We start from the raw sequence: 20,850 nt of genomic DNA on the forward strand, positions 1-20,850 counted from the left end.
TATTCAGGCTACACTTTATGGCTTACTCGTTATTTTCGCCGCCTTCACCATATGAAGCGATGAATTCAGATAATACTTGTAAATCTTCAGGTGAGCCGTCCCACTGTCCAGCAGGCATCGTCCCAATTCCATTTACAGCGATATCCGCAATCTCGTCAGCCGTGTACGTCGTACCGACCAAGCCAGGAGCCGCTGCTCCACCTTCTAGGTTTTGACCGTGACAGTTCACACATGATTGAGCCGAATAAATCTCATATCCCGGTGCCGCTGTATCAATTTCAGGACCTTCACCTGGAACTTGAAGTTCACCTTGAGCGTGGACTTGATCCCAGTGTGTCGTTTGAACAGATTCCCAAGTCAAGTAAAAGACCGAGAGAATACCGAGCAACATGAAACTGATGGCGACTGGTCGCTTAGCAGGTCGACGCTCTAGACCTTGGTCAAGCCAAGGTGCGATGAGAAGTGCCGTAAACGCCAAACCTGGAATAATGACCGTACCGAGCAAAATCCAGTCTCCAGCAGCGAATTGATATTTTAACAACTGATACAAGAACAAGAAATACCAGTCCGGTAACGGAATGTATGACGTGTTCGTTGGATCGGCGATATTTTGAAGCGGTGCTGCCTCGACGATTGTCAAAGCGATGAAGCCGATCAAGAAGACCGACCCTACCATCCACTCTTTAAGCAAGAAGTTTGGCCAAAACGCTTCTGTGCGTCCTGGATATTCTGAATAGTCTTTTGCAATGTTTTGTTTCCGATTCGAGATTCCTACTCGAGAGTCGGTTACAAATTTCATCCCTTTACCGCGATGCATATCGTTTCTCCTCCTTTTTCTCCTCGAATCGGTTTATAGCGGTCCAGAAATACCTTGTTTACGAATCATCAAGAAGTGGGCTCCCAACAATCCAAACAATGCCGCCGGCAAGAAGAAGACGTGGATCGCGAAGAATCGTGCGAGTGTGCTCGCCCCGACAATCTCACCACCGGCGAGAAGTGTCTTCGCAATACCACCGATGACCGGTACACTTTCAGCGATTTGAAGCGTAACTTTCGTTGCGAACAATGCTTTCATGTCCCAAGGAAGCAAGTATCCTGTAAGTCCAAGCGCCAAGACGACGAAGAACAAGAGAACACCAACAACCCAGTTAAGTTCACGTGGCTTCTTATACGATCCCGTGAAGAACACGCGGAGCGTATGTAAGAATAACATGACGATGGCGACTGATGCGCCCCAGTGGTGCATCCCACGTACAATTTGTCCGTGTGCGATTTCATTTTGTAAGTAGTACACTGACGCGTGAGCGTTAATGATGTCTGGTACGTAATACATCGTCAAGAACATCCCCGAAAGGATTTGAATGACGATTGTAAAGAACGTCAAACCACCAAAACAATAGACAAATGCAGAGAAGTGATGAGCAGGGTTGACGTGTTCCGGTACTTCGTGGTCTGCGATATCGCGCCAAAGTGGTGTGATGTCTACGCGTTCATCGACCCAATCATAAATTTTTTGTAACATCGACTAGTCCCCCTCTCACTTCTGTGAAATTGGGCTACCTAGATATAGGAACCCATCTTTTTCTTCTTTTTCATAACGAGCAAGTGGTGCTGTTGGTGGTGTACCTGGGATGTTCGTCCCATCTTTTTCATACCGTCCTAAGTGACATGGGCAGAAGAATTCAGTTGGACGAGTTGGATCACCCGCGTAAGCTACTTGACAGCCGAGGTGTGTACAAATCGGAGAAAGTGCGACAATCTCGCCACTTTCTGTTTTGTAAACCCATGCTGAAAGTGTTTCTTCAAATTCGTACCAAGCATCTTGTGTTTGTTTCTTAAAGTCGACACGTTGCGGCTCAGTCGTGATGTCATCAAGACTCATAACTTTTACTTTGTCGCCTGCTCCAGTTTTTTTCAAGACCGGATCGATCGCAAAGTTGACCATCGGACTGATCAATGTTGCCGCCATAAAGCCACCTACTCCAGTCAGTGTGTACGTTAAGAACTGACGGCGTGTGACTTTTGACCCATTTTGAGCCATTTCGTTCCCCCCTCATTCGTGTGCATAACCCCATAATTCTTTATGCATTCTTCACAAAAATTTCTCACTCAACAAAATAGTATATCAATAAAACCTCTACGTCAACCGCTTCATGTCGCCATCCAACGGCTCGAAAGCTCTGTAATAACTTGTGTCGCAAAATTTTGAACCATCGTGTGCGCTTGATCGCTCGACATCGCTCCTAACGCAAGCGGCGGTACAAACATAATCGGCAAATCATACGATTTGAAACGGATGTCTGACGCAATAAACAATACGTGAGAAAATCCGGATGAATCCGCTTTTGTCACTACATCTTTTGCCAATTCCACTCCGGCTTCGACATCGGTGTAACTAATTGGCGGGCTGAGCATCGTTCGACCAGATAACTGACGTTCTGTTTCAACCGTGACGGCATGAATCACTTCATAGCTTTCGGCTTTACGAACCATGTCTTCACCAAACGCCAATTCTGCGAGCGGAACGATGAGCGTATCGACATATTGTCGTTCGGCAATCGAGCGCAGTGCCCCTTGACTATCGAACCTCATCTTTTCCCTCCTCTCCAACTTATCTCATCATGTCTATTGTAGCGTACATGACATCGCTCACATTCCAAACTTATGAACGAACTGTGAAATAATTGTGTATTCCTACGTTATTAATATACCAAAAAACAAGCGACTACCGGAACGGAAGCGCTTGTTTTTTTCAAAATAATTTCGATGCCCGCACTTGATGGAGTTGACTCGTCAAGTTACGGAATAAATTCTCGTCTCTGCAATCAAGCGCCTTATCGATTTCAATCAATAATCGCTCTTCTTCAAATTGAGCAACAGAGGCTTGTATGACCGTTTGGGCTGAGGAGGATACTTCATCTTTCACTTCCGCCACAGGTTCAAAGGGATTCTGTTCCACGATGTCCACCCAATTCTCATCAATCATCATGCCTTGAAAATTTAACTCCACATAGATTGGCCCATCGTGTAGACGAATATCATGATAGGCTTTCTCAGGATTCATGGTCACAAGGTCTCCCCGTCGGTATCGAAACGGTTCGCCGTCAAAGCCGTAAGCCGTCATCACAAGACTTCGTGGCGAGACCGAGGCGTTTGTCACGAAATGAACGTTTCCCAGCTTATCAGGATGTCTCAACCAATAGTCAAGAATCCACTTTGCTTCGCGCTTCCGAAGTGTATGATGAGCGACGAATCGCTTCAAAAATTTCCGTTTCCGCTCGACCATTTGACCTCATTCCCTTCCCTTTATCATTCTACGTCATCAGACAATTGTTCGAGCTGATCTTCGAGTACTTGACGATCTTCGAGATCGACCATCAATGCAAGCGATTGCTCGACCACACGTCGTGCTTCTTGTCTACGACCTTCCTCTATCAACAGTGTAGCCCATTCCGTCACAAATGACACGTCCTCTTTCAAAATCGGTTCGATTGATGAATACAGACTGACCGCTTCTTCGTACTCTTCGAGCTCATATTTCGCTTTCGCCTTATACCATGTCATGAGCGGTGACGTCGTGTGGTCTTCGAGTGCGTCTATTGTTTCGAGAACATCATCGAATTCTCCTGTCTCGAACAAAATTGATAAGAGGAGTTCTGTCGCTTGAATCGATTCCGGATTTAGCACGAGCGCTTCACGGAGTTCCTTAATGGCACCTTCTCGATTTCCAAGTTTGAGAAGCAGTTTTGCTTTGACATGACGAAGCTCATCATTGTAATCATCACGTGTGATACCCTGGCCGATGATTTCTAATGCTTCTTCCGTTTGTCCGATTGCATCGAGCGACTCGGTATAAGGAAGGTAAAGCGAAGTAAAGTCCGGGTCCATCGCCTGAAGTTCTTTAAACTGCTTAATCGCAATTTCCTCTCGTCCAATCCGATGTGCCGTCATCGCATGACCGAAGACGGTATTCAAATCACGATGGGTTGCTGATTCGTACTCTTCAAGCGCCTCTTCGAACGAGCCGACCATCGTGAGGGCCTCTGCGTAATCCGCCTGATAATCAATTTCTGAAGGTAGTTTCATTTTTGGAAGTCGCGCATAGAGCGGGATCGCTTGTTCAAATGAACCGGTCGATGCGTAAAGTTCGGCCAAGCCATAAATCAATAACGGTTCGTCTGGGTTCTTTTCAAGTGCTTCCATCAGTTTTTTCACAGCCACTTCATCCAACCCTTGAGATTGATATAAGTCAGCTAACAAGACGAGGCTTCTCACTTGTGTTTCCGCGTCATTCGACTTGATTTTCTCAAGAACAGCAATCGCTTCTTCTTCCCGGTCGCTATCTAAATATGCTTCCGCGAGTGATAGGGCAACGTTTGGGTCCCCTTCGTAATCGACGTACAGTTTAGAAAGTACTTCGGTAGCACGGTCGGCAAGACCTAGTTCTAAATACAGGTCAGCAACCGCTAAACGATCATCATCTGACCCTTCTTTCTCAAGTTGTTCAATATGCATGAGCGCATGTTCAGTCTCACCAGACTCAAGCATCTCGATTATATGTGTTAATGCTGATTCATCTAGCATGTTTCGTCCTCCTGGCCTTCGGTTTGTCGTTATTCTATCTTACGTTGAACCCGTTGTAAATCTTGACGGAATCGCGGATAGCTGACATCGGATGCTTCTATTTCTTCAATGTGAACGAATTCATCTGTCATGAGTGCGGCGATTTGTAACATCATGGATAAGCGGTGATCTCCATACGTCGTGACACTTCCTCCGTGAAGTCGACTCGGATTAACGATGAATCCGTCCTCGGTACCGACGATGTCCACACCAAGTTTTCTGAGTTGTGAGACGACCGAATCAATACGGTCTGTCTCTTTCACCCGAAGTTCCGCAGCGTCTTTCACGACTGACGGTGAGTTCGCCTGTGAGGCGACGAGTGCAAATAATGGCAATTCATCAATCTGTGAGGGAATCATGTCCTTTTCAACAACTGTACCGGATAGTACGCTCGTCTTGACCGTGACGTCACCGACGATCTCTTCTCCGACCAGTCGTTCATTGGAAATGACGACGTTCGCCCCCATCCGCTCAAGCGTCCGTAAAAAGCCGATTCGTGTCTCATTCAAACAAACATCTGTTGTCGTCACCGAGCTTCCAGATACGATGGATGCCCCGGCCCAGAAAAAGGCGGCCGAAGACGGATCCGCCGGCACGTTCACCGTCGCTCCGTTCAACCGAGATGGGTCGACGCGAATGACGCGCTCCCCTTTTTCCACTTCGACAGATAGTTTCGCTCCGAATAGTGGTAACATACGCTCTGTATGGTCTCGTGACAACATCGGTTCGCGAACAATCGTCGTTCCCGAGGCGCGTAATCCGGCGAGTAGAATGGCTGACTTTACCTGGGCGCTCGCCACAGGTAACGTATAGTCAATGGATTGAAGCATCGCCCCTTCGATGAAGAGCGGTGCCTGATTTCCTTTGACGTGTGCTCCCATCTCACGTAACGGCGCGGTAACCCGTCGCATCGGACGTTTCGATAGCGAGTCATCACCCACAAGTTCAAATGACCCGTTATAGCCGGACAAGAGACCGATCAATAAGCGCATGGTCGTTCCCGAGTTTCCACAGTCAAGACGTGCCGATTGCGGTGACTCGATTCCTGTGATGATCAGCTCTTCTCGCTGTTCCTCCACGTCGGCTCCGAGTAATCGAATCACTTCGAGCGTCGAACGACAATCGGCACCGAGAAGAGGATGCCGCACACGCGTCGTCCCGCTCGCCATCATTCCAAATAACAGCGCCCGGTGCGTGATTGATTTATCACTCGGGACACGGATTGAACCGTTTAAACTCATCGTTCCCACCATCCTTTCATCTGCTCAAACGTACGTTGAAGGAGCTCTAGCGCCACCGGTTCAACAGTAATTGATTCACGAAGTAATACAAAACGAATCGACCCGTTACGATTCTTTTTATCCCGAACCATTTTCTCCACATAATAAGAGAACGGTTTCCAGTCGATCGGCGTGACATCATTCAAACGCATCCAATCGAACAAACGCTTGGCCCGGACTTCATCCCCGGACAGTAAAAAGGCGAACACCATACCATGCAATACTGCTTCACCATGTGGGATGCGATAAGTTTCGACTGATTCAAGGGCATGTCCGAATGTGTGTCCGAAATTAAGCCAAGCTCGAATCCCTTGTTCTCGCTCATCTGTTTCGACTATCGCTCGTTTCACTTCAATTCCACGGGCAAGCCAACAAACCCAATCGATTTGTTCAACATCCGTCAAAGCTAAAAACAAGTCGTCCTCGAAAGAGGTTTCGAGGACGTAACGTGACAAATACGCATGTTTCAACAGTTCACCGAGACCACTCCGCACTTCTTGAACCGGTAAGGATTTGAGTCGAGACACATTATAATTGACTCCAATCGGTTGATAAAACGCCCCAATCGCATTTTTCGCAAGTGGATGGTTGACCGCAACTTTGCCACCAACAGCGGAATCATGGGCTAAAATCGTCGTCGGAACTTGTATGTAAGGAACACCACGCATGTAGACGCTTGCTAAAAAGCCAGCCAAGTCACCAATCATCCCACCGCCGAAGGCGACAATCAGTGAGTGACGATCGCATCCGTGACTTAACCCTTCCGCGACAAGATGTTCTAGATGGGTTAACGACTTTGACGCATCACCCGCCTCAACGACGGACCAGACGACGTGTGAATGCACTTGTTCCAACTGTGTACGAAATGAGTTCCCGTATAGAGAATCGACATGTTCGTCCGTGACGACCCAAAGTATCGGATAACCTGATAACTCAATCGTTTTAATCCACCGGTCTTGATCATCGACGACGACATCATACGGGGTCGATGCCGCAATTGGAATCGTCACCATATGCGTATCTCCTCCCGGTAATCCTCGACACGGCGACTGATTCGTTCCATCGTATCATGTCCGAACGTCTCACACACTTCCTTTGCGATTTCAAACGCGATGACCGCCTCGACGACGAGGGATGCTGCAGGTACAGCACACGAGTCACTCCGTTCAATTTGAGCAAGGAATGCCTCTTTTGTATCAATATCGACGGATTGAAGCGGTTTGTAGAGCGTCGGAATCGGTTTCATGACCGCTGAACAGACAATCGGCATACCCGTTGTCATCCCGCCTTCGAATCCGCCGAGGTGATTACTGAGTCGGGTATACCCCTCATCTCCATAAGCAATCGGGTCCATTACTTCCGAACCAGGCCGATACGCCATCTCGAATCCGTCCCCAAATTCGACACCTTTGAAAGCATTGACACTCATGACAGCTTGCGCGATTTTCGCATCCAGTTTTCGATCGTATTGTACGTAAGAGCCTAGACCAGGAACGACACCATGCACTTCGGTACAGACGATTCCGCCAATCGAGTCCCCATTCGCTTTCGCTTCATCGATTCGTTGCATCATTCTTTCTGCAGCTTTCGTATCAAATGTACGTACAGGTGATGCGTCGATAATCTCCAAAGTTTCTTCTAACGAATCGAACGTCTGCATGTCTGCCTTCTCCCCACCAATCACTTTTACATAGCTAAAGAGTGACATCCCAACTTGTTGAAGCAGTTGCTTACAAAAAGCCCCGACTGCGACACGGGCTGCCGTTTCTCGCGCACTCGAGCGTTCTAAAACATCTCGCAAGTCTCGATGGTCATACTTTAATCCACCAACTAGGTCCGCATGTCCAGGTCTCGGTCGTGAGACGCGACGCTTCACCTCGATGTCGCCTTCAATCGATTCTGCTTGCATCACGTGTTTCCAGTGCGTATGATCTTTATTTTCAATCCAAAAAGTGATTGGGGCACCGGTTGTCTTCCCATGTCGAATACCAGAACGAACCTCCACTTGATCAGACTCGATTTGCATGCGACGTCCTCGCCCATATCCGGACTGCCGCTTCTTCAATTCAAGATTCATCTGATCAATGTCTACGACAAGTCCTGCAGGTGCACCTTCTACGATGACCGTCAGTCCCGGACCATGTGATTCACCAGCTGTCAAATAACGCATCCGTTCACCTCATCCATCTATTTTTTCGTAAAAGAAACTTTGTTTCATCGCATAGCCGTAACGCTTTGGCTGGAAAATTTGTTCGGTTCCACCGACAAATAACATCCCACCAGGACGTAACGCCCGTTGAAACGACGAATATACTTTTCCTTTCGCATCTTCTGTGAAGTAAATCAATACATTTCGACAGACGATCAAGTCGAAGTTTCGTTCATATACATCCGCTAATAGGTTATGTTTTTTGAACGTAACCAGTTGCTTAATTTCGTCTGAGATGAAATAGTCCTCCCCACGACGCGTAAAGTAACGCTTTTGAAACTCAACGGGTAAGTCAATCAGTGCCCGTTCATGATACTTTCCTTGTTTCGCCTTTTCGATGACGACATCATCTAAATCTGTAGCCATGATTGAAAATTGAGATGGAGCCAAATGTTTTGACAGTAACATGGCGAGCGAGTAGGGCTCTTCTCCTGTCGAACAGGCAGCACTCCACACGCGAAGCTTCCCTTTACTCGAACGGATCAAATAAGGCAGAATATCCTCTTCTAGCTGTTGCCACCGAATCGGGTTACGGTAAAATTCACTCACATTGATCGTCATCCGGTCAAGAAATTCCTCGTATAACTGACGATCCATATCCATCGCCTTCAAATATTCAAGGAACGATGCATACCCTTTCTTTTCACGCAAGGCGACCATTCGACGCTTCATCTGCGCCTCTTTATATAAATTCAAGTCAATACCAGACTTGATATAAAACTTTTTTACGAAGATGGCATAATCATTCATCACCAATTTCAACCTCAATTCTTTCTCATTTCCTCATTCTTCTGAACATAGGCATTTCAAGGGAATCAAAAAGGGACAGGTTTCCCCGTCCCTCGAAAAGTCATGAAACGTGTGAGGCGATTTCAGCGAACCAAAGTGCAAGTTCGCGCTCTGCGCTTGCCACACTATCAGAACCATGAATCACGTTTTGTGACATCGTTGATGCAAAATCGCCGCGAATTGTTCCTGGTTGCGCATCAAGTGGCTTCGTCTTGCCAATCATAAGACGAGAGACCGCTACGATGTCTTCACCTTCCCATTCCATCGCAACGACCGGACCAGAAGTCAAAAACTCTACCAATTCACCGAAGAATGGTTTTTCTTTATGCTCTGCATAGTGTGCCTCCGCGACCTCAACTGACGGGGTCACCATTTTGAGACGGTTCAACGTATATCCTTTGTTTTCAAAGCGTGAGACGATTTCCCCAATCAATCCACGTTTTACCCCATCCGGTTTAACCATTAAAAATGTCTTTTCCATTCCCCAAATCCCCCTAAGTCAATAAGTGTGTACGATGTACGTTTTTAGTGTACATGGTCTTTCACATTTTTGAAAGGGGTTCCATGGGAGTTTACCATTTACGCTTTCCAATATATTGTGCAATTTCAATCAACGATCGCTTATCAGGGACATCTGGCAACCCTTCTAACCGGCTGATGGCACGATTGACATATCGGTCAATCGTGTGTTGACTTCGTTCTAGCGTTCCATTTTGTTGCACTTCCCGTACGAGAGACTTCGTCACTTCCGAATCCGTTGACGCGTTCACCCGGCGAAGACGATCATAAAAACCTGGGTCTTCAGAAGAATAAAGGAGTGGCAAAGTCTTATGACCGTGTTTTAAATCTTCACCGACTGGTTTGCCGAGTTGAAAGCTTTTCGCCGTAAAATCCAACAAGTCGTCCGTCATTTGAAACGCCATGCCGATATCATATCCGAACAGGCTCAACTGTTTCACCACTTGAGGAGATGCTCCTGAAATGACGGCGCCAGCCGCACAACTCGTTTCAATCAAAAGAGCAGTCTTTCGTGCAATTCGATCTAAATATCGCTTTGGTGATTGTGCCCATTCATATTGATCTTGGATTTGATTGATTTCACCTACACAAATACGTTCCATCGTATCTGCCATAATTCGCATCACTTGCGGTGACTCAATTTCGGATACGAGACGAATCGCCTCTCCAAATAACGTATTCCCTGTATACATCGCCACTGTTTCATCATATCGCTCCATTACGGTCGGTTTTCCGCGACGGAGCATCGCATCATCGATGACGTCGTCATGGACGAGTGATGCCATATGAATCAACTCAAGACTTGAGGCAACTTTCGTCAAACGGATATCTTTCGTCTCACCGAACCCTGCGCTCAATAGGACGAAGGCTGGACGGATGCGTTTGCCACCCGCATCGAGAAGTTGGCGCGATGCTGATTCAATGACGGGGTGGTCCGTCCTGACTCGAGTAGATAAAAATTGATCGATTTGATCAATCTCTCGGTTCATATGACGATAGAGTCGCTTCAAAGACATGTTTCACCACTTCTTTCCTAGATGCATAGCACATGCACCTCCGGAGAATGTCTTCACTTCGACTTGTTCAAACCCGGCCTCTTCGAACATGCGTTTGAGCTTCAAACGATCCGGAAATTGGTCGGTCGATTCTTGGAGCCACTTATACTGATCATATGACCCGGCAAACATTTTACCGAATAACGGCATGACCGTCCCAAAATAAAATCGATACAATTCTTTAAAGACCGGTGCTGTCGGTTGGCTTGTCTCGAGACAGACGACCGTCCCTCCCGGTTTCAAGACCCGATGCATTTCATGCAATACCGTCATGTAATCCGGAACGTTCCGCAGTCCAAATCCGATCGTGACGTAATCAAATGAGTGATCTCCAAATGGCAGTGCCATCGCATTGCCGTGAAGTAACTCGATGTTCGACCATGATTTCACCTTTTCTTCTCCAACTTTTAGCATGTTTTCTGAAAAGTCGAGACCTTTGACGACACCCGTATTTCCGGCAGCGTCCGCCAATTGAATCGTCCAGTCGGCTGTCCCGCAACAAACATCTAGACATTTAGCCCCCGGAAAGACGTTCATTTTTTTCATCGTTGTCCGTCGCCACCATTTATGAAGTCGGAAGCTGATAATCGAGTTCATCGTATCGTAGCTAGGAGAAATGGACTGAAATACTTCGTATACTTTTTGCTCTTTTTCTATCGGTTGCAACGTGTAACATCCTTTCCGTTCTAAGCGACCGCATATGCGAGCAACGTCGTCAGTTGCTCTTTTTGGTCTTGCCTGAGGGTTGTCGCTTTCTTTTCAATCATTTGTTTCCCACTCGTTGTTAAATAAGGTTGTTTAATCAATTCGGAAAGTGTTTGAATCAATCCGATGTTTGCTTCAAGCCAAACAGTCATCGAGGCGTTCTTCTCGAGCAACAAGGTACACTTCGCCGCATTGACGCGCTGTACGGACTGCCCAAACCGGTCACCATATGACGATGGAAAGTCTGTCAAGATTTTATAAAACTGAGCCGAAGCAAAGTCGCCAGCGAGCACTTTTAATTGGCGGGCTAGAGACCCTCTCGGACTACTGTTCACTTGATCGTGTAATTCGAGCGCTTGATGTGCAAAATAGGTTGCCATCACGAGTTGTCGATGCTCAATCGATTCCAAATCAATCATCTCGACCATCCAACGAAGCAACAGCATGTCGATGGCTGGTACCACCTCGTGTTTCGTCAAATAGGGATGATTCATACGTGTTTCGATTTGACGAGCAAGGTCTGTGACAACAAATTCATTTGTCAACTTTTCCATGCTATCCCCCCTCGCCCACTTCATTGTCATTCTGACATAGTATAGCACATTTTTGTCACATTCACGTCATTAGAACTCGCAAACACAACAAAAAAGCCGCCTATCGGCGACTTATGTATTGCAGATTACTTGACCGCATCTTTGAGCGCTTTACCTGCTTTAAATGCAGGAACTTTACTCGCTGGGATTTCGATATCTTCTTTTGTACGTGGGTTACGACCTTTACGGGCAGCACGCTCACGAACTTCAAAAGTACCAAAACCGATCAATTGAATTTTCTCACCGTTTTGGAGTGCTTCAGTGATTGATTCAAACGTAGCTTCTACGATTTTCGTTGCTTCTTTTTTAGAAACATCGGCTTTCTCAGTAACAGCTTGGATCAATTCAGTTTTGTTCATCACGATTCACCTCCTCTCACAGGGAGTTTACGGGATTAATCATATCGTACAAACGTTGATATGACAACATTTTTTGCATGATTTCATGACATTCACTATCAAAACAAGCTCAATTGTTTAAAAAAACGACTTCTCCTTGTTCATCTATTGTATAACCTTGAGAATAAGCTGGGGCAAATGGAGCGTCTTTATAGAGCAAATAACGAATATCATCACCGATTTTTGGCGACTCATCCGTCTTTTGAAGCGCTTCTTCCACATCTTTTCGATAGTCTACAAAAAGTTGTCCCGTGCCATCTACATAGATTGGAAGCTCCCGATCAGAGTAAGGGCTTGGAATGACCGGTTCCTCCGTGATAAAGATTTTATCGTAGTCTAATGTGAACTGATTCTTGCCGAGTGATCCATCGAACGGAAATTTCCCCTCTTTTGCTCGGAAAGCATTGATGTTTGTTTGAAGTTGCTGTAACCGCTCCGAGACACGTAAATCAATTAATTTCACAGTCGGTTCAGTCTCGACGTCAACGAGAATATATTGGAATAATCCACCACCCTCGAAACTGTTCGCCGGCGGGTCAGACAAGTACCCAGGGACGAGACGTGAAAATTCGATTGGGTAACGCTCCATAAGAGGCGTTTCCGCCGGTTTCGTCTTAATCGGCAACACGCCGGATTGTTCACGATACGCATCGACCGCACTTTGTACGGTAGTTAATTGATTTTCATACGGAACATTATTCGTCCGTTCCGATTCAGGAAACATACAACCTGCCAACAGAGTCGTCAGTACCAAACTGACAGCGATGATCATCTTTTTCATAACGTTTATCCTCCCGTCGGTCCTGAGACGACGACAAAAATCATAATAACAGTCCCAAACAAGAAAATGATGAACGCGATTATTCTTACAAGAGTCGCAAACCAACCGGTCAGTTTCGTATGACTGATGGCGACCATTAATGCAGCAACGGCAAAAGCACCGATCCCTGCAAATGAAATCCACATTTTGATGAGTGACGGTGTCACGTCTATCCCCCTACTTTCTCTATGTTCTCCAGACTTCAAGTTTAGCAAAAAAAAGCGAGGAACTGAACGAAAACGTCAGCCCCTCTTCAAACCATTCTTATTCTTCGAAATGAAAGACTTGTTCCATCTCGTGCTTTTGTGGTCGTCTCATTAGTTTTTTCACTTCATCATGAGGGCTCTTGCCTTCGAACAACACATTATAAAGTGCTTCCGTGATCGGCATCTCGACACCTGCATCTTTCGCAAGAAAGTGAGCCGCCTCACAAGCCCGAACACCTTCGACGACCATTCCCATATTGCCTAGAACGTCTTCAAGCTTCTCACCGCGTCCAATCGCATTTCCCGCTCGCCAGTTTCGGCTATGTTGTGACGTTGCTGTCACAATCAAGTCTCCGATTCCAGTGAGGCCCGAGAAAGAAGCAGGGTTCGCACCGAGTTTCACGCCAAGCCTTGCAATTTCAACAATCCCACGGGTCATGAGGGCTGCTTTCGCATTATCCCCATAGCCAAGTCCGTCTGTCATTCCGGCAGCAAGGGCGATGATGTTTTTGAGCGCTCCGCCATATTCAGCACCAACGACGTCTGAGTTCAAGTACACACGGAACTGATCGTTTGTGAGCAACTCCTGCACTTCGTCCGCGACATCGAGGTCCTCACAGGCGATCGTGATGGTCGTCGGTTTTCGAACCGCGACCTCCTCCGCATGTGTCGGACCTGTCAATACGCCGATTGCCCGGCGTTTCGATGGTTCGATTTCTTCTGCGATGATTTCCGAGAGACGCTTATGCGTCTTCGGTTCAATCCCCTTCGCGGCATGGACAATTGTGACAGGCTTCGTCAACAGTGAGTTCAACTCTTTTGAGACCGGACGAATTGCCGAACTCGGGACAACAAGAAAGACGATGCTACGATTGTCGAGAGCTTCTTTCATATCCGTCGTCGCACGAATCGATTCCGGTAATGGCGCATCTTTCAAATAAAACGAGTTGGTGTGCGACGAGTTGATTTCATCGACATGTTCCTGTTCACGTCCATAGAGCAGGACATCGTGTCCATTATCTGCTAAAACGAGCGAGATGGCCGTTCCCCAGCTTCCCGCTCCTATGACAGCTACGTTTGCCATAAGTGGCACCCCCGTTATTAGTTTTTCTGACGAGCCACGATATGAATCGGTGTCCCGGTGAAGTCAAATGCTTTACGAATTTGATTATCTAAATAACGTTTATAAGAGAAATGTAACAATTCAGGGTCGTTGACGAACAAGACGAATGTCGGTGGTTCGATAGCAACTTGAGTCGCATAGTTAATCTTCAATCGCTGTCCTTTATCCGTCGGTGTCGGGTTCATCGCGACCGCGTCGACGATGACATCGTTCAACACGCTCGTCGAGATACGACGACGATGTGTTTCTGCCACTTGTTTGATGACAGGCAACAATGTCTGTAAGCGTTTCGACGTGAGCGCTGATAAGAAGACGATCGGTGCATAATCAAGGAACAAGAATTCTTGACGAATCTTTTCTTCCATCTTCTTCATCGTCTTGTCATCTTTTTCGACGGCATCCCATTTGTTGACGACGATGACAATCGCTTTCCCAGCTTCATGCGCGAGACCTGCAACGCGTTTGTCCTGTTCAATGATGCCTTCTTCACCGTCGAGGACGACGAGGACAACGTTCGAGCGCTCAATTGCTTTCTGCGCACGCATAACACTGTAACGCTCTGTCGATTCGTATACTTTCCCGCGTTTACGCATACCCGCCGTATCGATGATGACATACTCTTGTCCATCACGTGTGAATGGCGTGTCGATTGCGTCGCGTGTCGTACCGGCAATATTTGAGACGATGACACGATCTTCACCAAGAATCGAGTTTGTCAAACTAGACTTCCCGACGTTCGGACGACCAATCAACGAAAACTGAATGACATCGTCGTTATATTCATAGTCGTCTTTTTCTGGAGCGAGTTCAAATACTTGGTCGAGTAAATCTCCAAGACCGAGACCGTGTGTCCCAGAAATCGGGAACGGGTCCCCAAATCCAAGTGAATAGAACTCATACATAAGATCTCGCATTTCAAAGTTGTCCACTTTGTTCACGGCAAGAACGATCGGTTTGTTCGAGCGGAACAACAAGTTCGCCACTTCTTCATCGGCTGCTGTGATTCCTTCACGACCATTCACCATAAAGATGATAACATCTGCTTCATCGATTGCAAGTTCTGCTTGATGACGCATTTGAACGAGCAACGGCTCATCCCCTATTTCGATACCACCTGTATCGATTAAATGGAACTTACGATTTAGCCACTCTCCTGTACCGTAAATACGGTCACGTGTAACGCCTGGCTTATCATCAACGATCGAGACACGATCTCCGATGATGCGGTTAAAAATTGTGGATTTCCCGATATTCGGTCGGCCAACGATGGCCACTGCTGGAATTCCCATAACAACACCTCACTAACTTTCTATCAAAATTTCATCATTTCATCATTTCGAAACGCAACTTACCTATCATATCACAGGCAAAATTAAGTGACCATACAAAAAGAAGCGGGAGTATGACTCCCGCTTGAACGATCATTTTATTTTGAGTCGTCCGAAGAGTCATCCCCTGTCAATTCAGAAACAGAGAATCCTCCTTGGTCGCTATATTCATCGAGCAACGCTTGGTCATCATCTTGACGAGTCGGTTCAGATGATTCGAGTGCACGCATCGACAATGAGATTTTCTTATCGTCAAGATGAACGTCCAACACTTTCACTTTCACTTCCTGGCCTTCTGACAATACTTCAGATGGCGTTGCGATGTGACGATTCGCAATTTGTGAGATATGAAGGAGTCCTTCCACTTGCGGCGCGACTTCGACGAACGCACCGAACGTTACGAGACGTTTGACCGTTCCTTCAATCACGTCCCCTGGTTGGATTTTCCCTTCGATGGTTTCCCACGGGCCTGGTTGCGTTTCTTTAATCGAAAGTTTCACTTTTTCATTATCTAAATCGAGTCCGAGAACTTTCACTTTGACACGATCGCCTTCTGTTACGACATCGCTCGGCTTCTCGACACGGCTATGAGCCATTTCCGAGATGTGAACGAGACCGTCCACGCCACCGATATCGACGAACGCACCGAAATCTGTCAATCGTTGAACCGTTCCTTCGATTACTTGACCAACTTCAAGCGATTCGAGCGTTTCCGATTTCTTCGCGCTCATTTCTGCTTCGACAACTGCTTTATGTGACAAGATGACGCGATTTTTTTCGCGGTCAATCTCGACGACTTTTACGGTAATTGGGTTGTTCAAGTATGACGAGAAGTCTTCAACGAAGTGACTTTCGACAAGGGATGCAGGGATAAACCCACGAATTCCGATATCGACAACAAGGCCACCTTTGACCTTATCTTTTACCATCACTTCAAACACTTCACCCGATTCGAATTTTTCGACGATTCGATCCCAAGCTGTTTCGGCATCGACGTCCTTTTTCGAAACGACCACTTCTTCGTCCGTGACTTTTTTTACTTTGACACGAATCTCGTCGTTCACTTGGAGTGATTCGTTTAAATCGTCTAGATGCATGCTTGATACTTCGCTAATTGGCAAAATCGCTTCGGTTTTATAACCGATATCGATCAGCGCTTGCTTATCCTCGATTTTGACGACTGTCCCGGTCACAATCTGACCACGATTAATTTCAAAATCAGGCATATCTTTCATTTCTTCGACCATTCCAACACTACCCCCTCACGATGAGTACAAAAAGGAGCGCCATAAGGCGCTTACACCTAGTATAAATCTCTTATAATTCCGAGAATTTGTCAAGGCGTTATGAAGATTGTACCTCTATTGAAAGAAGTTTAAACCTCAATTCCGTAATCCTTCCCTCACTTCGTGAGTGAATGCTTTAAATAGAGGTCAGCAATCGTATTCATGATCAAATCGGACGCTTCTTGCGCACTTGCCTTACGTGCTTTCAGTTCTGACAAGTCAATCGGCTTTCCGATGATGACGCGGAGTTTCGCACGAAACTTGTATTTGCCAATGATGGCAATCGGTAAGATGTGCGCCTCCGAACGCATCGCAAAGAATCCGACACCCGCTTGTGCCTTCCCGAGCGTACCGTCTTTTGATCGCGTTCCTTCCGGAAAGATAGAGATGACTTCATCCTCTTTCAACTTTTGAAGCACGACACGAAGCGCTTGACGGTCACCTTCCCCACGTGACACCGGAATCTGACCTGCCCGCTTCAAAATATGCTTCAATACCGGAACACTAAAAAGTTCCTTCTTGGCAAAAAATCGGAGCGGACGCTGCTTTGGAATGGCGCACGCGAGAAGCACGGGATCCCAATTCGATTGGTGATTCGAGCAGACGAGAATCGACCCGTCCATAGGGACATTCTCTCGTCCGATAAATTCGACTCGGAATAATGCCCGTTGAATGACGTTCACGACGGCTGTTGCCAGCCGATACATACCGAACGGTCCATTGTTTAATGGTTTACTCATGCTTTCACCTCTTCAATTAATCGTTCGATTGCTTGAACAACGCCATCAATCGTCAACGTCGTCGTGTCAAGGAAGTGTGCATCGTCAGCTTGGCGGAGAGGAGCGACTTCACGTTCTGAATCCCGTTTATCACGAAGCGCTATTTCTTGTTTCAATAGTTCGTAATCACTCGCAATCCCTTTTGACAGGTTTTCTTCGTGACGGCGACGAGCTCGCTCTTCGACCGATGCCGTCATGAAAACTTTCAAATCGGCATTCGGGAGAACATGCGTCCCGATATCGCGACCGTCCATAACGACCCCACCATGTTTCGCCAAATCGCGTTGTAAATCCATCAAGGCATCTCGCACTTCCGGTTGGCGTGCGACAAAACTTACGTTATTCGTCACTTCACTCGAGCGAATGACGTTCGTCACTTCCTCCTCTCCATCGAATACACGCTGTCCTTCTTCAGAAGGAACGAGTCGAAGCGTCATCTTCTCAATCATCCGAGCAAGTGCAGGTCCATCTTCGAGCGCAATCCCTTCGCTCAGCGCACGAAACGTGACTGCCCGATAGATGGCACCTGTATCGATATAGACATATCCCAATTGTTTCGCCAATGACTTGGCGATTGTACTTTTTCCGGCACCCGCCGGTCCGTCTAAAGCAATTTGTAATGATTTTTTCATACAAAACGGGTATCGAGTGATCCCGATACCCTCCTCCTCTCGGTCAATAATCCCGAGAACATCATAACAGTTTTTTATCGTGAAGAAAATACAGACCCTGTCCGTTTTCGTGCTTCAAGCTGAATGCGGAAACAGTATCGTAAAATCGTTTCCTGGTCACGTGATGTCAAATCTTCAAAGGCTAAGGAAAGTTCCTGCTTCACTTCTTGCTTATGTATCCGCACAAGGCGGCTCTTTACACGGAAGAGCTGAGGTGTACCATGTTCGTCTTCAATTCGAAAGACGACGATGAGGGACTCATCAACTTCTATAGGAGCGCGATTCGCAATAATCTTCATTCCGCCGGCAGAGACATCGAGGGATGTCGTTTCGAACGATTCAAAACTATCTCCGTCGACCGCGAGCACTTTCACGTCAATCATTTCAGGGACTCGTAAGTATTCACGACGCTGGATCCGTTTGATTTTTTTCTCGTCGGGAAGATGGAAAGCGTAGCGAAGTGTCATCTGTGCATCGCTGATTCGTTTCACGACTTTTGTATCGAATGCATACAATTGATTTTCTCCTTGAAAGAAATAGACTCGCAGCTGTTCCTCTTCATGTAAAAAAAACGTTTTTAACGTCGTCATGTCGCTCGGTGATTCAATCCATACGACTTGATCAGTAATGGCGGCAATCTTCGTTTTCCCCTCAGCGCGCCCTTCCACTTCAATTCTCAACTCTTGACCTTCTTTTAACATACTTATTCTTCCCCTTTATTTAAATTGACGACGATTGGACAGATTGGCAGCTCGTACGAGCAAAAGTGCCACCATCCATAAAATGACGATATAGAGCACGGCAGGCAGTTTGTGGTTCGGTTCAAGAATCAAAATCAAATCGAACGTTCCGTGAATGACTGTTGCGGAAAGGACCGCCATGAATAGCCACAGACGTTCACGTGTCGAGTGCTTTGCCCGTCCTAAACAATAACCCATCACGACTGCGAACAAAGCATGTCCACTTACCGGCAGAACGGCTCGCCAAATCGCGATTTCTAATGAATCATACACCCATAAGTATAAAAAATTCTCCAATGTCGCAAAGCCTAATGAGCAGGCGACCGCATAGAGAATCCCGTCGTAGTAATCATCAAAGACTTTATGTATATATATTGTATAATAAATCATAAACCATTTAAAAAACTCTTCAAGTAAGGCAGTAGTGATATACGCCTGCCAAAACGGTCCAGTAAGCACTCCTTCTTCAACGAACGCATATTGGATAAACATGATCGGAAACACGAGAACGGCCCCGGCCACGAAAGAACGAATCACATATCCGAGCGGTTCTGCTTCTAGTTCATGGCGAAGATAGAAGTAGGATAGAAGGGCGAGCCCAGGTGCAACCGCAGACAAAGCGATTGCGATCATCATACATCTCCCCTTTCTTTCTTTAGCATACACTGAATTGCTTGAAAGAAAAAGTATAGAACGCCTAGAAAATGGAAATCTTCATAAAAATAATTAGGAGGACATCTATGAATCATTTATTACTCATCCACACCGGCGGTACGATCGCCATGTCTCAATCTGGCACTGGTCACGTAGAACCAAGCGACGTCAATCCGATTGATGCCACACTTCCGAAAGCGACAGATATCGCTCATATTACAACGAAACATTTTTCGAATATCCCGTCACCACACATGACACCAGAAAAAATGCTTGAGTTGGCGCATTTTATTCAACGAGAATTGACGCAAGATACGTATGATGGGGTTGTGGTCACACACGGTACCGATACGCTTGAAGAGACTGCTTACTTTCTGCAGATCACGCTCGGCGCACCAGTCCCAATCGTCTTGACGGGTGCGATGCGTTCCTCGAATGAAGTCGGTTCGGATGGAGAATTCAATTTAATTACTGCCCTTCGTGTCGCAAAAAGTGAAGCCTCCCGTGGAAAAGGGGTACTCGTCGTATTTAACGGCGAAATCCACTCGGCTTTCAACGTCACAAAAACCCACACTTCTTCGGTCGATACGTTCAAATCCGTCCACTTCGGAAATGTGGGTATGGTCACAAAGGACCACGTACTCATCTATAGTCAACCGATGACTAGACAGCCGAAAATGATTCCATCCATCACAAAACGCGTCGCGGTCTTGAAAGTTGTTGCCGGGATGGAACCTGATTTACTCGAATCTGTGATCACTCTCGGATACGACGGACTCGTCCTCGAAGTGTTAGGCCAAGGGAACGTCCCACCGTCTCTTCTGTCAGCACTCGAACATTTGGTCGAGGAAATTCCAGTCGTGATTGTTAGTCGTTGCTTCAATGGCATCGTGCAAGATGTATATGGATATGATGGTGGCGGCAAACAATTGAAAGAAATGGGCCTCATATTCTCAAACGGATTAAATTCACAAAAAGCCCGACTCCGGCTGCTCGTGGAACTCGAGTCCGGTTCCTCACAGTCAGTCATGGAACACAGTTTCAGTTTCCAACAATAACCTTGCGCACAAGC

25 protein-coding genes are annotated in these 20,850 nt (G+C 46.6%); 1 reads left to right on the plus strand and 24 read right to left on the minus strand.

Annotated elements, in window-relative coordinates; translation table 11 throughout:
• Positions 1-22: 22 nt before the first annotated feature.
• The 24 genes from KNO96_RS03030 to prsW form a co-directional block, all read right to left on the minus strand.
• Positions 23-817 carry a menaquinol-cytochrome c reductase cytochrome b/c subunit gene (locus KNO96_RS03030; RefSeq protein ID WP_214698286.1) on the minus strand — a complete coding sequence of 265 codons (795 nt, stop codon included), beginning with the start codon at positions 815-817 and terminating at the stop codon, positions 23-25.
• A 33-nt stretch (positions 818-850) separates the two neighbouring features.
• Positions 851-1,522, minus strand: coding sequence for a menaquinol-cytochrome c reductase cytochrome b subunit (gene qcrB / locus KNO96_RS03035; RefSeq protein ID WP_026826162.1), 672 nt, complete (start codon positions 1,520-1,522; stop codon positions 851-853).
• 15 nt (positions 1,523-1,537) lie between these two features.
• Positions 1,538-2,041, minus strand: coding sequence for a QcrA and Rieske domain-containing protein (locus KNO96_RS03040; RefSeq protein WP_026826163.1), 504 nt, complete (start codon positions 2,039-2,041; stop codon positions 1,538-1,540).
• A gap of 110 nt (positions 2,042-2,151) precedes the next feature.
• Positions 2,152-2,592 (minus strand): DUF2487 family protein, encoded by a 441-nt coding sequence (locus KNO96_RS03045; protein ID WP_214702206.1) that lies wholly within the window; start codon positions 2,590-2,592, stop codon positions 2,152-2,154.
• Positions 2,593-2,752: 160 nt separating this feature from the next.
• Positions 2,753-3,286: a ReoY family proteolytic degradation factor gene (locus KNO96_RS03050; protein WP_214702207.1), complete on the minus strand. Its 534-nt coding sequence runs from the start codon at positions 3,284-3,286 to the stop codon at positions 2,753-2,755.
• Between the two features lie 23 nt (positions 3,287-3,309).
• Positions 3,310-4,584 carry a tetratricopeptide repeat protein gene (locus KNO96_RS03055; protein WP_214702208.1) on the minus strand — a complete coding sequence of 425 codons (1,275 nt, stop codon included), beginning with the start codon at positions 4,582-4,584 and terminating at the stop codon, positions 3,310-3,312.
• A gap of 29 nt (positions 4,585-4,613) precedes the next feature.
• Positions 4,614-5,864, minus strand: coding sequence for a 3-phosphoshikimate 1-carboxyvinyltransferase (gene aroA, locus KNO96_RS03060; RefSeq protein WP_214702209.1), 1,251 nt, complete (start codon positions 5,862-5,864; stop codon positions 4,614-4,616).
• A complete protein-coding gene (locus KNO96_RS03065) occupies positions 5,861-6,916 on the minus strand; it encodes a 3-dehydroquinate synthase (RefSeq protein WP_214702211.1) in 1,056 nt (351 codons plus the stop codon). The genes aroA and KNO96_RS03065 overlap by 4 nt, the downstream gene beginning before the upstream one ends.
• Complete coding sequence (gene aroC / locus KNO96_RS03070) at positions 6,910-8,073, minus strand: chorismate synthase (RefSeq protein WP_026826169.1); 1,164 nt, start codon at positions 8,071-8,073, stop codon at positions 6,910-6,912. Before aroC ends, KNO96_RS03065 begins: the two co-directional genes overlap by 7 nt.
• A 9-nt stretch (positions 8,074-8,082) precedes the next feature.
• Entirely contained in the window at positions 8,083-8,862 is a 780-nt protein-coding gene (locus KNO96_RS03075) for a CheR family methyltransferase (RefSeq protein WP_026826170.1), read from the minus strand.
• A gap of 100 nt (positions 8,863-8,962) precedes the next feature.
• A complete protein-coding gene (gene ndk, locus KNO96_RS03080; RefSeq protein WP_026826171.1) occupies positions 8,963-9,382 on the minus strand; it encodes a nucleoside-diphosphate kinase in 420 nt (139 codons plus the stop codon).
• 91 nt (positions 9,383-9,473) lie between these two features.
• Positions 9,474-10,436: a polyprenyl synthetase family protein gene (locus KNO96_RS03085; RefSeq protein WP_026826172.1), complete on the minus strand. Its 963-nt coding sequence runs from the start codon at positions 10,434-10,436 to the stop codon at positions 9,474-9,476.
• 3 nt (positions 10,437-10,439) lie between these two features.
• Positions 10,440-11,141 carry a demethylmenaquinone methyltransferase gene (locus tag KNO96_RS03090; RefSeq protein WP_214702213.1) on the minus strand — a complete coding sequence of 234 codons (702 nt, stop codon included), beginning with the start codon at positions 11,139-11,141 and terminating at the stop codon, positions 10,440-10,442.
• A 20-nt stretch (positions 11,142-11,161) separates the two neighbouring features.
• Positions 11,162-11,734 carry a heptaprenyl diphosphate synthase component 1 gene (locus tag KNO96_RS03095; protein ID WP_214702215.1) on the minus strand — a complete coding sequence of 191 codons (573 nt, stop codon included), beginning with the start codon at positions 11,732-11,734 and terminating at the stop codon, positions 11,162-11,164.
• A gap of 125 nt (positions 11,735-11,859) precedes the next feature.
• A complete protein-coding gene (locus tag KNO96_RS03100) occupies positions 11,860-12,132 on the minus strand; it encodes an HU family DNA-binding protein (protein WP_015881465.1) in 273 nt (90 codons plus the stop codon).
• A 109-nt stretch (positions 12,133-12,241) separates the two neighbouring features.
• Positions 12,242-12,952 carry a hypothetical protein gene (locus tag KNO96_RS03105; protein ID WP_214698274.1) on the minus strand — a complete coding sequence of 237 codons (711 nt, stop codon included), beginning with the start codon at positions 12,950-12,952 and terminating at the stop codon, positions 12,242-12,244.
• Positions 12,953-12,957: 5 nt separating this feature from the next.
• The gene (locus tag KNO96_RS03110) at positions 12,958-13,158 is read right to left on the minus strand and encodes a DUF2768 domain-containing protein (protein ID WP_026826176.1); all 201 of its coding nucleotides are present in this window, start codon (positions 13,156-13,158) and stop codon (positions 12,958-12,960) included.
• Between the two features lie 97 nt (positions 13,159-13,255).
• Positions 13,256-14,281 (minus strand): NAD(P)H-dependent glycerol-3-phosphate dehydrogenase, encoded by a 1,026-nt coding sequence (locus KNO96_RS03115; RefSeq protein WP_214702217.1) that lies wholly within the window; start codon positions 14,279-14,281, stop codon positions 13,256-13,258.
• Between the two features lie 17 nt (positions 14,282-14,298).
• On the minus strand, positions 14,299-15,609 hold the full coding sequence (der, locus tag KNO96_RS03120) for a ribosome biogenesis GTPase Der (RefSeq protein WP_214698268.1): 1,311 nt from the start codon (positions 15,607-15,609) through the stop codon (positions 14,299-14,301).
• A gap of 137 nt (positions 15,610-15,746) precedes the next feature.
• On the minus strand, positions 15,747-16,895 hold the full coding sequence (gene rpsA / locus KNO96_RS03125) for a 30S ribosomal protein S1 (protein ID WP_214702218.1): 1,149 nt from the start codon (positions 16,893-16,895) through the stop codon (positions 15,747-15,749).
• 155 nt (positions 16,896-17,050) lie between these two features.
• A complete protein-coding gene (locus tag KNO96_RS03130; RefSeq protein ID WP_251125012.1) occupies positions 17,051-17,674 on the minus strand; it encodes a lysophospholipid acyltransferase family protein in 624 nt (207 codons plus the stop codon).
• Positions 17,671-18,345 carry a (d)CMP kinase gene (cmk, locus tag KNO96_RS03135; RefSeq protein WP_214702220.1) on the minus strand — a complete coding sequence of 225 codons (675 nt, stop codon included), beginning with the start codon at positions 18,343-18,345 and terminating at the stop codon, positions 17,671-17,673. The genes KNO96_RS03130 and cmk overlap by 4 nt, the downstream gene beginning before the upstream one ends.
• A 74-nt stretch (positions 18,346-18,419) precedes the next feature.
• A complete protein-coding gene (locus tag KNO96_RS03140; protein WP_214702221.1) occupies positions 18,420-19,085 on the minus strand; it encodes a flagellar brake protein in 666 nt (221 codons plus the stop codon).
• A gap of 15 nt (positions 19,086-19,100) precedes the next feature.
• On the minus strand, positions 19,101-19,757 hold the full coding sequence (gene prsW / locus KNO96_RS03145) for a glutamic-type intramembrane protease PrsW (RefSeq protein WP_026826183.1): 657 nt from the start codon (positions 19,755-19,757) through the stop codon (positions 19,101-19,103).
• A 107-nt stretch (positions 19,758-19,864) separates the two neighbouring features.
• Here prsW and KNO96_RS03150 point away from each other — a divergent pair, with 107 nt between their 5' ends.
• Entirely contained in the window at positions 19,865-20,836 is a 972-nt protein-coding gene (locus tag KNO96_RS03150; protein ID WP_214702223.1) for an asparaginase, read from the plus strand.
• The last annotated feature ends 14 nt before the right edge of the window (positions 20,837-20,850 follow it).

The organism is Exiguobacterium sp. s89 (assembly GCF_018617735.1).
Classification (GTDB): domain Bacteria; phylum Bacillota; class Bacilli; order Exiguobacteriales; family Exiguobacteriaceae; genus Exiguobacterium; species Exiguobacterium marinum.

Coding starts and splice junctions, on each gene's coding strand:
- KNO96_RS03030 (WP_214698286.1), bottom strand. CDS start 817: ATGCATCGCGGTAAAGGGATGAAATTTGTAACCGACTCTCGAGTAGGA.
- qcrB (WP_026826162.1), bottom strand. CDS start 1,522: ATGTTACAAAAAATTTATGATTGGGTCGATGAACGCGTAGACATCACA.
- KNO96_RS03040 (WP_026826163.1), bottom strand. CDS start 2,041: ATGGCTCAAAATGGGTCAAAAGTCACACGCCGTCAGTTCTTAACGTAC.
- KNO96_RS03045 (WP_214702206.1), bottom strand. CDS start 2,592: ATGAGGTTCGATAGTCAAGGGGCACTGCGCTCGATTGCCGAACGACAA.
- KNO96_RS03050 (WP_214702207.1), bottom strand. CDS start 3,286: ATGGTCGAGCGGAAACGGAAATTTTTGAAGCGATTCGTCGCTCATCAT.
- KNO96_RS03055 (WP_214702208.1), bottom strand. CDS start 4,584: ATGCTAGATGAATCAGCATTAACACATATAATCGAGATGCTTGAGTCT.
- aroA (WP_214702209.1), bottom strand. CDS start 5,864: ATGAGTTTAAACGGTTCAATCCGTGTCCCGAGTGATAAATCAATCACG.
- KNO96_RS03065 (WP_214702211.1), bottom strand. CDS start 6,916: ATGGTGACGATTCCAATTGCGGCATCGACCCCGTATGATGTCGTCGTC.
- aroC (WP_026826169.1), bottom strand. CDS start 8,073: ATGCGTTATTTGACAGCTGGTGAATCACATGGTCCGGGACTGACGGTC.
- KNO96_RS03075 (WP_026826170.1), bottom strand. CDS start 8,862: ATGAATGATTATGCCATCTTCGTAAAAAAGTTTTATATCAAGTCTGGT.
- ndk (WP_026826171.1), bottom strand. CDS start 9,382: ATGGAAAAGACATTTTTAATGGTTAAACCGGATGGGGTAAAACGTGGA.
- KNO96_RS03085 (WP_026826172.1), bottom strand. CDS start 10,436: ATGTCTTTGAAGCGACTCTATCGTCATATGAACCGAGAGATTGATCAA.
- KNO96_RS03095 (WP_214702215.1), bottom strand. CDS start 11,734: ATGGAAAAGTTGACAAATGAATTTGTTGTCACAGACCTTGCTCGTCAA.
- KNO96_RS03100 (WP_015881465.1), bottom strand. CDS start 12,132: ATGAACAAAACTGAATTGATCCAAGCTGTTACTGAGAAAGCCGATGTT.
- KNO96_RS03105 (WP_214698274.1), bottom strand. CDS start 12,952: ATGAAAAAGATGATCATCGCTGTCAGTTTGGTACTGACGACTCTGTTG.
- KNO96_RS03115 (WP_214702217.1), bottom strand. CDS start 14,281: ATGGCAAACGTAGCTGTCATAGGAGCGGGAAGCTGGGGAACGGCCATC.
- der (WP_214698268.1), bottom strand. CDS start 15,609: ATGGGAATTCCAGCAGTGGCCATCGTTGGCCGACCGAATATCGGGAAA.
- rpsA (WP_214702218.1), bottom strand. CDS start 16,895: ATGGTCGAAGAAATGAAAGATATGCCTGATTTTGAAATTAATCGTGGT.
- KNO96_RS03130 (WP_251125012.1), bottom strand. CDS start 17,674: ATGAGTAAACCATTAAACAATGGACCGTTCGGTATGTATCGGCTGGCA.
- cmk (WP_214702220.1), bottom strand. CDS start 18,345: ATGAAAAAATCATTACAAATTGCTTTAGACGGACCGGCGGGTGCCGGA.
- KNO96_RS03140 (WP_214702221.1), bottom strand. CDS start 19,085: ATGTTAAAAGAAGGTCAAGAGTTGAGAATTGAAGTGGAAGGGCGCGCT.
- prsW (WP_026826183.1), bottom strand. CDS start 19,757: ATGATCGCAATCGCTTTGTCTGCGGTTGCACCTGGGCTCGCCCTTCTA.
- KNO96_RS03150 (WP_214702223.1), top strand. CDS start 19,865: ATGAATCATTTATTACTCATCCACACCGGCGGTACGATCGCCATGTCT.